The sequence below is a fragment of the Pseudomonas allokribbensis genome (genome assembly GCF_014863605.1).
Lineage (GTDB): Bacteria > Pseudomonadota > Gammaproteobacteria > Pseudomonadales > Pseudomonadaceae > Aquipseudomonas > Aquipseudomonas allokribbensis.
Window position 1 is genome coordinate 3,926,350 of the sequence record NZ_CP062252.1, and the last position, 13,787, is coordinate 3,940,136.

The window sequence follows — 13,787 nt, forward strand, 5'->3', positions numbered from 1 at the left end:
CGAAGAATAGAGCAAACTGTTTATCCGCTGTCGGCCCTGCAACAGTCAAATCACCACATTACGCACGAAGCGCGCCGCGACTTCCCCGTCATTGCGATAGGTGTGCGGCTGATTGCTGGCGAACATGAAAAACTCACCGGCGGCGATGTGCTGCGGCTGGTCGCCGAGCATCAGGGTCAGGCAGCCTTCAAAGACGAAAATCTGCTCGCTCCAGCCCTCGGCGTCCGGTTGCGAGGGATAGACCTCACCCGGTTGCAGGCACCATTCCCACTGTTCCACCGCGCGGGTGGCGTTGGCCTTGGACAGTAAAACGGCTTTGCTGCCGGGAATGCTGCCGGCCCAGGCGAGTTCGTTGATACGGCCCGGATCGCGGTTGTCCGGGGCCTGGATCAAATCGCTGAACGCCACTTCGAGGGCTTCGGCGACACGATCGAGGGTGGTCAGGCTGACGTTTTTTTCGCCGGCCTCGATCGCGACCAGCATGCGCCGGCTGACCCCGGACTTTTCCGCCAAGGCCGTCTGGCTCATGTCGGCGGCGTGGCGCAGGCGTCGGACGTTCTGGCTGACGTGTTGCAGGACCGAAGCCCGCTGTACAGAATCTTTGTGCACTATATTGCTCACTGGCTGGGGTTGGGCAGTATACTGCGCAACATTTGGCGCATTGTGCGTCGCCTCTTCAAAAGTGCGCAAGGTCATGACGTCAGCCAACTCCCCCCAAACTCCCCTGCGGTTTTCCCGGTTCAGCAAAGCCGAATGCGTGCTGGTGCTGATTACCATGCTTTGGGGTGGCACTTTTTTGCTGGTGCAGCACGCGATGACCGTCAGCGGGCCGATGTTTTTCGTTGGTCTGCGCTTTGCCGCAGCGGCGAGCATCGTCGCGCTGTTTTCGTGGAAACACCTGCGTGAGCTGACCTTGTTCGAACTCAAGGCCGGCGCGTTCATCGGCGTGGCGATCATGCTCGGCTATGGCTTGCAGACCGTTGGCTTGCAGACCATCCCCAGCAGTCAATCGGCGTTCATCACCGCGTTGTACGTGCCGTTTGTGCCGCTGCTGCAATGGTTGGTACTCGGTCGTCGTCCCGGCTTGATGCCGAGCATCGGGATCATGCTGGCGTTTACCGGGTTGATGCTGCTGTCGGGGCCGTCCGGCGCATCGTTGAATTTCAGTCCCGGTGAAATCGCCACGCTGATCAGCGCCATCGCCATAGCGGCGGAGATCATCCTGATCAGCACTTATGCGGGCCAGGTCGATGTGCGCCGGGTAACGGTGGTGCAACTGGCGGTGACCTCGGCACTGGCGTTTTTGATGGTGGTGCCGACCGGTGAAGCGCTTCCGGACTTCTCGTGGTTACTGCTGAGCACCGCCCTGGGATTAGGTGCGATGAGCGCAGCGATTCAGGTGGCGATGAACTGGGCGCAGAAAAGCGTTTCGCCGACTCGTGCGACCTTGATCTACGCGGGTGAGCCGGTCTGGGCCGGGATCGCTGGTCGGATTGCCGGGGAGCGTCTGCCGGCGATTGCGTTGGTGGGCGCCGGGTTGATTGTGGCGGCGGTGATCGTCAGTGAGTTGAAGACCAAGGGCAAAACCACGTCGGACCTCGAAGAAGAGCTGAGCCGCGAAACCGAGCACTGATCGAACCCACGCTAAAGCGTGGGTTCGCGCATTTCCCCTCCCTGAAACAATGTGAACCAAACAATTTGCGGCTACTTTGTAGGATTCAGAGACATCCTTGCGTTTGGCGATCCGGGAGCTGGCACGTATGATGCTTCACAAACTTCCGCAGATTAGAAGCCTATGTCCCTGATAGTTCTACTGCTTCTGCCTTTTGTGGGCAGCTGTCTGGCAGCCGTGCTGCCGCACAACGCACGTAACGCCGAATCCCTGTTGGCAGGTCTGGTCGCTTTGATCGGTACTGTCCAGGTCGCCTTGCTGTTCCCGCAAATCGCCCATGGCGGCGTGATCCGTGAAGAGTTCACGTGGCTGCCCAGCCTTGGCCTGAACTTCGTCCTGCGCATGGACGGCTTCGCCTGGCTGTTCTCGATGCTGGTGCTGGGCATCGGCACCCTCGTTTCCTTGTATGCCCGTTATTACATGTCGCCGGATGACCCGGTGCCGCGTTTCTTCGCGTTCTTTCTGGCGTTCATGGGCGCCATGCTCGGGCTGGTGATTTCGGGCAACTTGATCCAGATCGTGTTCTTCTGGGAGCTGACCAGCCTCTTTTCGTTCCTGTTGATCGGTTACTGGCACCACCGCCACGACGCCCGGCGCGGCGCCTATATGGCGCTGATGGTTACCGGTGCCGGCGGATTGTGCCTGCTGGCGGGGGTCATGATCCTCGGCCATGTGGTCGGCAGCTATGACCTGGACAAGGTCCTGGCCGCCGGCGATCAGATACGTGCACATGCCCTCTACCCTATCCTGCTTCCCCTCATTCTCATCGGCGCCCTCAGCAAAAGCGCCCAGTTCCCCTTCCACTTCTGGCTGCCCCACGCCATGGCGGCGCCGACACCGGTTTCGGCCTATCTGCACTCGGCGACCATGGTCAAAGCCGGGGTCTTCCTGCTCGCGCGGTTATGGCCGTCGCTGTCCGGCAGCGAAGAATGGTTCTACATCGTCAGCGGTGCCGGCGCCGCCACGCTGTTGCTCGGCGCGTACTGCGCGATGTTCCAGAACGACCTCAAGGGGCTGCTGGCCTACTCGACCATCAGCCACCTCGGCCTGATCACATTGCTGCTGGGCCTGAACAGTCCGCTGGCAGCGGTCGCGGCGGTGTTCCACATTCTCAACCACGCGACTTTCAAGGCTTCGCTGTTCATGGCCGCCGGGATCATCGACCACGAAAGTGGCACCCGCGACATCCGCAAGCTCAACGGCCTGTTCAAACTGATTCCGTTCACCGCCACCCTGGCGATGGTCGCCAGTGCGTCCATGGCCGGCGTGCCGTTGCTCAACGGTTTCCTGTCGAAAGAAATGTTCTTCGCCGAAACCGTGTTCATCAATGCCACGGCGTGGGTTGAAGCCGCGCTGCCAATCGTGGCGACCATCGCCGGTACGTTCAGCGTTGCGTACTCGCTGCGCTTTACCGTCGACGTGTTCTTCGGCCCGACCGCCACCGATCTGCCGCACACCCCGCACGAGCCGCCGCGCTGGATGCGTGCACCGGTTGAGTTGCTGGTGTTCACCTGTTTGCTGGTAGGGATTTTCCCGGCTCAAGTGGTCGGCCCGTTGCTGGCCGCCGCGGCGTTGCCGGTGGTCGGTGGCGTGCTGCCGGAATACAGTCTGGCGATCTGGCACGGTCTCAATGCACCGATGATCATGAGTCTGATCGCCATGTCCGGCGGCATCGTGGTCTACCTGCTGCTGCGTAATCAGCTCAAGCGTGGCCGTTTCAAGTTCCCGCCGCTGGTAGGCCGCTTCAATGGCAAGCGCCTGTTCGAACGCAGCCTGGTGGCGATGATGCGCCTGGCCCGACGTCTGGAGCGGCGGATCGGCACCAAACGCCTGCAAACGCAGTTGTTCCTGATGGTATTGGCGGCAGTGCTCGCCGGGCTGATCCCGATGCTGCACAGCAGCCTGAGCTGGGGCGACCGGCCGAAGATCCCCGGTTCCATCGTGTTCGTGACCCTGTGGCTGCTGGCAATCGCCTGCGCCCTCGGCGCTGCGTGGCAGGCCAAGTATCACCGTCTCGCCGCCCTGACCATGGTCAGCGTCTGCGGCCTGATGACTTGCGTGACCTTCGTCTGGTTCTCGGCACCGGATCTGGCCCTGACACAACTGGTGGTCGAAGTGGTGACCACGGTGCTGATCCTGCTGGGCCTGCGCTGGCTACCACGACGGATCGAAGAGGTTTCGCCGCTGCCGAGCAGCCTGCGCAAGGCCCGTGTGCGGCGTCTGCGCGACTTGCTGCTGTCGATTGCCGTCGGCGGCGGCATGGCGCTGCTGTCCTACGCGATGCTGACCCGCCAGACCCCGAACGACATTTCCTCGTTCTACCTGAGCCGTGCCCTGCCTGAAGGCGGCGGCAGCAACGTGGTCAACGTGATGCTGGTGGACTTCCGTGGCTTCGACACCCTCGGCGAAATCACCGTACTGGTGGCCGTGGCGCTGACCGTATTCGCCCTGCTGCGACGCTTCCGCCCACCGAAAGAAAGCCTGCAACTGCCAGCCCAGCAACGCCTGCTGGCGCCGGACGTGGTCACCGATCTGGTCAACCCGCGTTCGGCCAGCGACACCGCACTCGGCTTCATGATGGTGCCGGCGGTGCTGGTTCGCCTGTTGCTGCCGATTGCATTGGTGGTGTCGTTCTACCTGTTCCTGCGCGGCCACAACCAACCGGGCGGCGGGTTCGTCGCCGGCCTGGTGATGTCGGTGGCGTTCATCCTGCAATACATGGTCGCCGGCACCCAGTGGGTCGAGGCGCAAATGAGCCTGCGACCGCTGCGCTGGATGGGCACCGGATTGCTGTTCGCCACGGTCACCGGTCTTGGCGCGATGCTGGCGGGTTATCCGTTCCTCACCACGCACACCTGGCATTTCAGTGTGCCGGTGCTGGGTGAAATCCATATCGCCAGCGCGCTGTTCTTCGACATCGGTGTGTATGCGGTGGTGGTGGGTTCGACGTTGTTGATCCTCACCGCCCTCGCCCACCAATCGGTCCGGGGTCACAAAACCGCTGCCATCAAAGGAGCCGTCTGATGGAAGAAGTCATCGCAATCGCCATCGGAGTGCTCGCTGCCTCCGGCGTCTGGCTGATCCTGCGCCCGCGGACGTTCCAGGTGGTCATGGGCCTGTGCCTGCTGTCCTACGGCGTCAACCTGTTCATCTTCAGCATGGGTAGCCTGTTCATCGGCAAGGAACCCAACATCAAGGACGGCGTACCGCAGGATCTGCTCAATTACACCGATCCGCTGCCTCAGGCGCTGGTGTTGACGGCCATCGTCATCAGCTTCGCCATGACCGCGCTGTTTCTGGTGGTGCTGCTCGCTTCACGGGGCCTGACCGGCACCGACCATGTGGACGGTCGGGAGCCCAAGGAATGACGGCGATGACTCACCTGATCGCTGCGCCGATTCTGCTGCCGCTGCTGACCGCCGCCATCATGCTGATGCTCGGCGAGAAACACCGGCCGCTGAAGGCCAAGATCAACCTGTTCTCCAGTCTGCTGGGCCTGGGCATTTCCGTACTGTTGCTGCAATGGACCCAGACCACCGGCGTACCCGGTTCCATCGGCGTCTACCTGCCGGGCAACTGGCAAGTGCCGTTCGGCATCGTGCTGGTGGTCGATCGGCTGTCGGCCTTGATGCTGGTGCTGACCGGCATCATCGGCGTCAGCGCCCTGCTGTTCGCCATGGCGCGCTGGGATGGCGCAGGCTCAAGCTTCCACGCGCTGTTCCAGATTCAGTTGATGGGCCTGTACGGCGCGTTCCTGACTGCAGATCTGTTCAACCTGTTCGTGTTCTTCGAAGTGCTGCTCGCGGCGTCCTACGGTTTGCTGCTCCACGGTTCGGGCCGGGCACGGGTGTCGTCGGGGCTGCATTACATTTCGATCAACCTGCTGGCCTCGTCGCTGTTTCTGATTGGCGCGGCGCTGATCTACGGCGTCACCGGCACGCTGAACATGGCCGACCTCGCAATGAAAATTCCGCTGGTGCCGGAGGCCGATCGTGGCTTGCTGCATGCCGGCGCGGCGATTCTGGCGGTGGCGTTCCTGGCCAAGGCCGGGATGTGGCCGCTGAACTTCTGGCTGGTCCCGGCCTATTCCTCGGCCAGTGCACCGGTGGCGGCGATGTTCGCGATCATGACCAAGGTCGGCGTCTATACCTTGCTGCGCCTGTGGACGCTGCTGTTCTCCGGGCAGGCCGGCGCCTCGGCCTACTTCGGCGGCGACTGGCTGATCTACGGCGGCATGGCGACCATGCTCTGCGCGGGCGTGGCGATCATCGCCGCGCAACGCCTGGAGCGCATGGCCAGCCTGAGCATTCTGGTGTCGGCGGGGATTCTCCTGTCGGCGGTCGGTTTCGCCCAGCCGAACCTGATCGGCGCGGCGCTGTTCTATCTGGTCAGCTCGACACTGGCACTCAGCGCACTGTTCCTGCTGGCGGAACTGATCGAACGTTCGCGCACCGCCATCGAAATACCGCTCGAAGACGAAAACGAGTTGCTGCCGCGTCCGCAGGAATGGCAACGACCGGTCAAGGGCATCAACCTCGACGATGACCAGAAAGCCGTCGTCGGCCAGGTGATTCCGTGGACCATGGCCTTCCTCGGCTTGAGTTTCATTGCGTGTGCGCTGTTGATCATCGGCATGCCGCCGCTGTCGGGGTTCATTGGCAAGCTGAGCCTGATCGGCGCATTGCTCAACCCGTTGGGGCTCGGCACTGGCGAACCGATCTCGAATGCTGCCTGGGCGTTGCTGGCATTGCTGATCCTCACCGGCCTCGGCTCGTTGATGGCTTTCTCGCGTTTGGGTATCCAGCGTTTCTGGTCGCCGGAAGAGCGCCCGTCGCCGGTGCTGCGCAAACTCGAATGCGTGCCGATTTTCCTGCTGCTCGGCCTGAGCATCGCCCTGACCTTCAAGGCTGAGCCGCTGCTGCGTTACACCCAGGCTGCCGCAGACGCCCTGAACAACCCGCAGCAATACGTGATGGCGGTGCTTGGTACGCGCGCCGTGCCAAGCCCGGAAGCCAAGGCTGCGCTGTTGGAGGTACAACCATGAAGCGTCTGTTTCCTGCGCCATGGCTATCGCTTGCGCTGTGGCTGTTGTGGCTGGTGCTGAACCTGTCGATCAGCCCCGGCAATCTCCTTCTCGGTGCCGTACTGGGCTTCTGCGCGCCACTGATGATGCGCAAACTACGCCCGCAACAGATCCACATCCGCCGGCCCGGTGCAATTCTGCGCCTGTTCCTGCTGGTCGGGCGTGACGTGATCATCTCCAATCTGGCGGTGGCCTGGGGCGTGCTCAACGCCGGTCGCCGCCCGCCTCGCTCACGCTTCATCAAGGTGCCACTGGATCTGCGCGATGCCAACGGTCTGGCGGCGCTGTCGATGATCTGTACGGTCGTGCCCGGCACGGTGTGGTCGGAACTGGCGCTGGATCGCAGCATTCTGTTGCTGCACGTCTGGGATCTGGATGACGAGGCGCAATTCATCCAGCACTTCAAGGTCACTTACGAGCGGCCGTTGATGGAGATTTTCGAATGAGCCCACTGCTGTCGAATGCGATTCTGCTGACGCTGTTCCTGTTCTCGCTGGCGATGGTACTGACGCTGATTCGCCTGTTCAAAGGGCCGTCAGCACAGGACCGGGTACTGGCGCTGGACTACCTGTACATCGTCGCCATGCTGATGATGCTGACGCTGGGAATTCGTTACTCCAGTGACACCTATTTCGAAGCGGCGCTGCTGATCGCGCTGTTCGGCTTCGTCGGCTCGTTTGCCCTGGCGAAATTCCTGCTGCGTGGCGAGGTGATCGAATGAACGCTGAATTGTCTCTGTGGGTGGAAATCCCGGTGGCGATCTTGCTGGTGCTCAGCGGCGTGTTTGCCCTGATCGGTGCGGCCGGGCTGTTGCGGATGAAGGATTACTTCCAGCGCATGCACCCGCCGGCGCTGGCCTCGACCCTCGGCGCGTGGTGCGTGGCGCTGGCGTCGATTATCTGCTTTTCCGCGCTCAAGTCCGGGCCGGTGCTGCACGCATGGCTGATCCCGATTCTGCTGTCGATCACCGTGCCGGTGACCACCCTGCTGCTGGCGCGTGCGGCGTTGTTCCGCAAACGCATGGCCGGGGACGATGTGCCGGCCGAGGTGAGCAGCCGACGCACCGAGAGCGGCAGCTAGATCCAGGCAACAGCCAACAGCCCGGCTCCCAGAATCAGACACAACGGTGAGTAAATCCAAGTGTCGAGCCGGGCAAACCGCGAACCCTTCACTTCCTTGAAAAAACCCACCAGTTCCGAATCACCGATCGCCCTCGCAAACATCAAGAGCGCAATCGCGCTGATCACCCACTGCAACGCCCAGTGATGCACCGGCGAAAACCACCAGCCCACCCTCATGCACACCAGTGCGGCAATCAGTAGCAGGGCTGCCGCCACCGCCAACGTGATCCAGCCTGACGGCTTGAACGCCGGCCTGAGCGTCAGTCCGCCGTTATCCACCGGAACCTGCGGCACCACCGCCACAGCCGCCCACTCTCCACCCATCGCCCAATACACATGCATCAGGCTGATCGCCGCAAATATCGTCACCAGCCATTGAGCCAACACAAAGGTCATGGTCGAGAATCCTTTCAAGGGACTTGAACAAAACATCCTAGTCGGCATTTTTACATGTGCACGACCGGTCAGCGGTGCGGTAAAGTGCCGCCCCATGAAATTCACCCGTTCCGATCGCTCACTGCTGGCCTGGATGCTCTATTGCTGCGTCCTGTTCAACGTGTTCGCCTGCAGTATCGGTCACGGACAAATGGTCGGGATGCAGCTCAACGGAATCGGTGGCCAGTTCTGCGCCGTCGACCCGAGCACCCAGGCGCCACTCGCGTCCAATCCTTCCGAAGAAAAACTGCCGACCCTGGCCAAAGCCTTTGGCTGTCCGCTGTGCTCCACCGGCGGCATGGGCCCGGCGTTCAACTCCAGCCTGACCCTGGCGATCCTGCCGGAACAACACAGCCCGCCGCTGCCGGTCATTGTCAGCGCCGACCTCCCTGCTCGCTTCACCTGGCCTTCGGCCAACCCCCGCGCCCCGCCGCTCGCCTGAGTGTCTTTGCCTTTTTGATTTGTCAGCCCACTGCGCCAACGCGCGGCGTTCGTCTGTGCGCTGACTCCTAGACAAGCATTCAGGATTCAATCGATGAAACAACTTACCTTGCTGGCGAGCCTGTGCGGCTGCCTGTCCGTCAACGCCTGGGCACAATCCACTGTGGATCTGGCGCCGATCACCATTGACGGCGAGTCCGCCGCCGAACCGGGGCTGAGCCTCGACCAGTCCAGCGGCATGGCCTCGCGCCTCGGCTTGAGCGTACGCGACACCCCGGCCTCGGTAGCCATCGCCAACCGCAACGACATCGAGCGCCACGGTGCGCAGAACTTCCAGGACGCCGCCAACACCCTGCCCGGCGTCAACGCCAGTGCACCGCCGGGGTTTGGCGGATTCGTGTCCTATCGCGGTTTTACCAGCAGCCAGATCACCCAGATGTTCAACGGCGTCAATGTCTCTGGTGGTTTGGCGCGGCCGGTGGACTCGTGGATCTATGATCGGGTGGAGCTGGTCGGCGGCCCGTCGTCGCTGATCAACGGCGCCGGTTCGGTGGGCGGCTCGCTGAACTACGTGACCAAACTGGCCACTCGCGACGAGCAAGCCGCCGAAGGCCGGGTCAGCTACGGCACTTACGACACCACCGAAACCGCGTTCGGCCTCAACCACGCCCTCAGCCAGCCCGGCGCCGACGTGCAGCATTACGCCCGCCTCGACGTCAGCCACAACACCAGCAACGGCTACATCGACCGTCAGGAACGCGATGCCTGGAGCATGGCGTTCTCGCTGCTCAGCGACCTGACGCCGAACCTGTCGCACACCCTGGCCCTGGAATATCAGGACGAACACGAAGACAGCCCGTACTGGGGCACCCCGGTGCTCAACCCCAAGGCTGGCGAGTTGAAAATCGACCGGCACAACCGCTTCAACAACTACAACGTCGAGGACGGTCGCTACGAGCAGCGGACGATCTGGGTGCGCTCGATCATCGATTACCGGATCAACGACAGCACCACCCTGCGCAACACGCTCTATCACCTCGACAGCCAGCGTGATTACCGCAACCTCGAAACCTACCAGTACAACGCCGACAACAGCGCGGTGAACCGCTCCACGGCCTATCAGGTCCGGCATCAGGGTGAGCAGGACGGCAACCAGTTCGAACTGCGCCACGACAACACGCTGTTCGGCCTCGACACCACCTGGTCCGGCGGCTTCGAGTACAAGGTCAACCAGACCACCAACTCGCCGCTCAACGTCAAAGGCGCGAGCACCGTGGACCCGAACAATTATCGCCCGGGGCATTTCTATGACATTCCGGGCACGAAGCCGGGGTTTGTCAGCGACAAGACCAACGAGGTCACCACCAAGGCGTTGTTCGCCGAAAACCGCCTGGCACTGACTGACAAACTCTCGTTGCTCACCGGCCTGCGCTATGACGACATCGACCTGGACGTGACCAACCATCGCACGGTGACGGCGAGCAACCCGCGCCACCTCAAGCGCAGTTGGGAACCGGTCACCGGGCGCGTCGGCCTGACCTACCAGTTCATTCCATCAGCCAACGTTTATGTGCAATACAGCACCGCCGCCGAGCAACCCGGTGGTACTCAGGACTTCGATGTTTCAACGGGCAAGCAATGGGAAATCGGCAGCAAGTTCGACTATCTGAACGGTCGCGGTTCCGCGACAGTCGCGGCTTACACCATCGAGCGCAAAGACTTTGCCGTCACCGATCCACTGGACCCGACCAACAGCATTCCGGTCGGCCAACAGACGTCCAAAGGTATCGAGATTGCCAGCTCACTGCGGATCACCGACAAGCTGCTGGCCGAGGGCAATTTTGCCTGGGTCGATGCGCAGTACGATGAGTTCAACGAGAAGAACGCCGCCGGCGTGGTGGTATCACGCAAGGGCAACACGCCGACCAATGTGCCGGATCGGGTCGGCAATCTGTGGCTGACCTATGACTTTTCGCCACAGTGGCAAGGTGGGGTTGATGCGCGGTATGTGGCCTCGGTGTATGCGGATAATGCCAACACCATGACCGTACCGTCGTACACGTTGTTCGGGAGTTTCCTCAGCTACAAGGTCGATACTCACACCACCGTCACCGGACGCGTGCGTAACCTGACGAACGAGGTATATGCCGAATTCGCCCATGTGTCGCCGGCTTACTACCTGGGCACACCGCGCACCTTTGAACTGGCGGTGCAGACCCGGTTCTGACTCAACCTGGCGAGGGGCAAGCCCCCTCGCCACCTCACTACAATCCTGCCTGAACCTTCTCCGCCACATCCTTAGGCAACCACGCCTGCCACACATCCGGATGGGCCTTCATGAACGCCTCCGCAGCTTCCCGTGGCGGGGTGTGTTTCTCGCTCATATCGGCCAGTGCCTTGTTCAGATCCTCGATCGGAAAATCGACCTTGCTGAAAAACGCCGCGATCTGCGGATATTGCTTCTGAAACGGTGCAGACACCCCGATCGACAGTTTCGAGGCCAATGAACGGGTCGGTTTCGGGTTGGGATTGTCGGCGTCGGTCAGGGTCTTCCAGGCCTCGGCGTCGAACGGTGGCTCTTCCAGTTGCACCAGTTTGAACTTGCCGAGCAACGGCGTCGGCGACCAGTAATAGAACAGTACCGGTTTGCCCCGGCGGATCGACGAACTGATTTCGGCATCCAGCGCCGCACCGGAGCCGCTGCGGAAATTGGTGAAGTCATCCTGCAGCCCATAAGCCGCGAGCTTCTGTTTGTTCACCACTTCCGACGTCCAGCCGATCGGGCTGTTGAGGAACCGCCCCTTGCTCGGGGTTTCCGGGTCCTTGAACACGTCCTTGTACTTCTTCAGATCGCTGACGCTGAGCAGGTCCGGCGCCAGTGGTTTGATGCCCTTGGCCGGATCGCCCTTGATCACGTATTCCGGCACCCACCAGCCTTCGGTGGCGCCTTTGACCGTGTCGCCCAGGCTGGCGACCTTGCCCTCGGCCTCGGCCTTGACCCAAACCGGACTGCGCCCGGCCCACTCCTCGCCGATGACCTGAATGTCATTGTTGGCCAGCGCGGTTTCCAGGGTAATGGTGGTGCCCGGCAACGTGTCCGTCGGCAGGCCGTAGCCCTTCTCGACGATGATCCGCAGGACATCGGTGATCAGGCTGCCACTTTCCCAGTTCAGGTCGGCGAAGTGAATCGGGGTCTGCGCCGCATTGACCGTCGGTACCGCAGCCATCAAGCCGAATGTGGCCATGAAAGCGGCCAGCAACCGTCGAAATCCGTTCATGCTTTTGCACCTCGTGCTGTTCACAGCAATAGCAGGAAGGCCTGGGGCCTCTGAATACTCAGTCAACTGACTGTAGACGAGGTTCCTGCTTTTTCAGGGGCATGACACGGACGAGGCTACTTTTCAGACATTTCCTTCAAGCGTTGAAGCTCGCGTCTGACCATGCTGGCGTACTCAGCAGGCTGCAAAGCGTAGATCTGCGAGGCGACCCAACCGAGCCAGGCACCCTTCAATTCGGCCTTTGCATCGAACAGGCGCCGGGCTTCGTCGCGGGCGCTGTCGAGGTTCTGCAAATGGAAATCGGCGCGACTCACGCCCGTCACTCGCTGGCCTTGAAGGTCACCAGCTCACCCTTGCGCCACTTGGCGGCCTTGGCGGTGACGGCTTTGAGGGTTTTGGTCAGGCCTTCCTGTAGCTGCTCGTTGGCGGCGAACACCGTAACTGCGCTATGGCCTTCCTTGAATACGATGGCATGGCCATCGGCCGTGGTGACGAAGGCATAGTCGCCCAGGCCGTACACGGTCATTTTGATCTCGCGAAAACGGATGTCCATCTTGCCGCCTTCACGGCTGGGCAGTACCGAAGCGCTGAAATGATCGCCGACCTTGAGCTTGAGGCCGGGCTTGTCGTCGACCACCAATGCGCTTTCGGTGTCGATTTCGGCAACGTAAATGCCTTCGGCGTTTTGCTCGGTGATGTAAACAAAACGCGATTGAAACTGCTTGACCAGCTTTGCCCGCAAATCACCCAGCACGAACAAAGCATGCATATCGAGGTTACTGACTGCCAAAGAAACATCCCCACACTTGAAAGAGTGCCGCACGCGAAAAACGCGCACGACATTAAAAACGGCCAGGCCGATGGTGTTGCGCAATGACTCGAATAAAAGCCTGAACGAGCCAAGTGCTCATTCAACGCGAGGTTCACAAGACTACTGGAATGCCACTCGCGAAACCTGCAAAGACGTTCTCCAAATGTTGAAGGAAAACGCCTCACGGTCGGCCAGAGAAAACTGACTACGAACTTTAGGGAAAAAACTCACCAAGAAAAGCACTTTTCCGACATATCGCACGCAAAAAATTGCTTTAGATAACGTCATGCCGTCAACAGGTGTTGGCGATTCTAGAGCAGCGACGCTGCTCGCGACTACCCGCAACCGTCTGTAAATGCGGGTCAATCCATAAAAAGGACTTCATATGTGCACTTTGACCCACTTTGCCGTGGCCCACGAACCACCCTTTGTCTTGAATGGCCCAAGCCTGGGGACTGACTACGCACCGGAACGATGTGGCCGGGAGCCACTGTTCCAGGTGATCCCGGCCGGCAACGCCTTTTTCCATATCAGGGAAAAGTCGACAGGTCGCGTCAGAGGTTTCCGTGAGGATCACAACGCAGCCTGTGCTCTCGCCCGCTCGCTGGAGTCACGGGCAGCACACGGCCATTAAGCGCAATCAATGCAGGCTGTCAGCGGATTCGGCGCCCAACTGCGCAAGCCACGCAGCCCTGCACTCCTCCGCCTCGCCACGACTGGCGAACGCCGTACCCCGGCGCTCGCCATTGAGCAGTACCACCCAGCAGACGCTTTGCCCCATCGCACGCAGCCCGGCCGGAACACCGCTGCCGATCATCACCGCGACATCGACTCTGCATTGCATGCTGACCTCCCGAATTCATTAGCAACCTAACTATGCAGGCATGTTAATGATTTCAATCAAGAGGAAAAAGCAACGCTCGTGCACAGCTTAATTGCAGTTCCG

General features: G+C 61.1%; 16 protein-coding genes. 10 read left to right on the plus strand and 6 right to left on the minus strand.

Annotated elements, in window-relative coordinates; genetic code table 11:
- Positions 1–45 precede the first annotated feature (45 nt).
- Positions 46–609: a helix-turn-helix domain-containing protein gene (locus IF199_RS17805; protein WP_096820141.1), complete on the minus strand. Its 564-nt coding sequence runs from the start codon at positions 607–609 to the stop codon at positions 46–48.
- 85 nt (positions 610–694) lie between these two features.
- On the opposite strand from IF199_RS17805, the gene IF199_RS17810 reads away from it, so the two are divergent.
- From IF199_RS17810 to IF199_RS17840, 7 genes are all read left to right on the plus strand, one after another.
- Positions 695–1,633: a DMT family transporter gene (locus IF199_RS17810; protein WP_102620905.1), complete on the plus strand. Its 939-nt coding sequence runs from the start codon at positions 695–697 to the stop codon at positions 1,631–1,633.
- Positions 1,634–1,795: 162 nt separating this feature from the next.
- Positions 1,796–4,696: a monovalent cation/H+ antiporter subunit A gene (locus IF199_RS17815; RefSeq protein WP_192558269.1), complete on the plus strand. Its 2,901-nt coding sequence runs from the start codon at positions 1,796–1,798 to the stop codon at positions 4,694–4,696.
- Positions 4,696–5,040 carry a Na+/H+ antiporter subunit C gene (locus tag IF199_RS17820; protein WP_096820144.1) on the plus strand — a complete coding sequence of 115 codons (345 nt, stop codon included), beginning with the start codon at positions 4,696–4,698 and terminating at the stop codon, positions 5,038–5,040. The genes IF199_RS17815 and IF199_RS17820 overlap by 1 nt, the downstream gene beginning before the upstream one ends.
- Positions 5,037–6,716, plus strand: coding sequence for a monovalent cation/H+ antiporter subunit D (locus IF199_RS17825; protein WP_192558270.1), 1,680 nt, complete (start codon positions 5,037–5,039; stop codon positions 6,714–6,716). Before IF199_RS17820 ends, IF199_RS17825 begins: the two co-directional genes overlap by 4 nt.
- Positions 6,713–7,201, plus strand: a complete 489-nt coding sequence (locus IF199_RS17830; protein WP_096820146.1) for a Na+/H+ antiporter subunit E — start codon at positions 6,713–6,715, stop codon at positions 7,199–7,201. Before IF199_RS17825 ends, IF199_RS17830 begins: the two co-directional genes overlap by 4 nt.
- The gene (locus IF199_RS17835; RefSeq protein ID WP_003225959.1) at positions 7,198–7,476 is read left to right on the plus strand and encodes a K+/H+ antiporter subunit F; all 279 of its coding nucleotides are present in this window, start codon (positions 7,198–7,200) and stop codon (positions 7,474–7,476) included. The genes IF199_RS17830 and IF199_RS17835 overlap by 4 nt, the downstream gene beginning before the upstream one ends.
- Positions 7,473–7,835, plus strand: coding sequence for a Na+/H+ antiporter subunit G (locus IF199_RS17840; protein ID WP_096820147.1), 363 nt, complete (start codon positions 7,473–7,475; stop codon positions 7,833–7,835). The genes IF199_RS17835 and IF199_RS17840 overlap by 4 nt, the downstream gene beginning before the upstream one ends.
- On the opposite strand, the gene IF199_RS17845 is transcribed toward IF199_RS17840, so the two are convergent.
- The gene (locus IF199_RS17845) at positions 7,832–8,272 is read right to left on the minus strand and encodes a DUF3995 domain-containing protein (protein ID WP_102620901.1); all 441 of its coding nucleotides are present in this window, start codon (positions 8,270–8,272) and stop codon (positions 7,832–7,834) included. The genes IF199_RS17840 and IF199_RS17845 overlap by 4 nt on opposite strands.
- 94 nt (positions 8,273–8,366) lie before the next feature.
- Between IF199_RS17845 and IF199_RS17850 the strand changes: the two genes are divergently transcribed.
- Positions 8,367–8,753: a DUF2946 domain-containing protein gene (locus tag IF199_RS17850; protein ID WP_096820149.1), complete on the plus strand. Its 387-nt coding sequence runs from the start codon at positions 8,367–8,369 to the stop codon at positions 8,751–8,753.
- Between the two features lie 93 nt (positions 8,754–8,846).
- The gene (locus tag IF199_RS17855) at positions 8,847–10,979 is read left to right on the plus strand and encodes a TonB-dependent receptor (RefSeq protein WP_192558271.1); all 2,133 of its coding nucleotides are present in this window, start codon (positions 8,847–8,849) and stop codon (positions 10,977–10,979) included.
- Positions 10,980–11,016: 37 nt separating this feature from the next.
- Here IF199_RS17855 and IF199_RS17860 read toward each other — a convergent pair whose 3' ends face one another.
- The 3 genes from IF199_RS17860 to IF199_RS17870 form a co-directional block, all read right to left on the minus strand.
- On the minus strand, positions 11,017–12,030 hold the full coding sequence (locus IF199_RS17860) for an ABC transporter substrate-binding protein (RefSeq protein WP_192558272.1): 1,014 nt from the start codon (positions 12,028–12,030) through the stop codon (positions 11,017–11,019).
- 116 nt (positions 12,031–12,146) lie between these two features.
- Entirely contained in the window at positions 12,147–12,344 is a 198-nt protein-coding gene (locus IF199_RS17865; protein ID WP_085731966.1) for a hypothetical protein, read from the minus strand.
- A gap of 5 nt (positions 12,345–12,349) precedes the next feature.
- Positions 12,350–12,820 carry a hypothetical protein gene (locus IF199_RS17870; RefSeq protein WP_007950541.1) on the minus strand — a complete coding sequence of 157 codons (471 nt, stop codon included), beginning with the start codon at positions 12,818–12,820 and terminating at the stop codon, positions 12,350–12,352.
- 406 nt (positions 12,821–13,226) lie between these two features.
- Here IF199_RS17870 and IF199_RS30410 point away from each other — a divergent pair, with 406 nt between their 5' ends.
- The gene (locus IF199_RS30410; protein ID WP_096820152.1) at positions 13,227–13,475 is read left to right on the plus strand and encodes a hypothetical protein; all 249 of its coding nucleotides are present in this window, start codon (positions 13,227–13,229) and stop codon (positions 13,473–13,475) included.
- A gap of 6 nt (positions 13,476–13,481) precedes the next feature.
- Here the strand turns inward: IF199_RS30410 and IF199_RS17875 are convergent, their stop codons facing one another.
- Positions 13,482–13,685, minus strand: a complete 204-nt coding sequence (locus tag IF199_RS17875) for a hypothetical protein (RefSeq protein WP_096820153.1) — start codon at positions 13,683–13,685, stop codon at positions 13,482–13,484.
- Positions 13,686–13,787 lie beyond the last annotated feature (102 nt).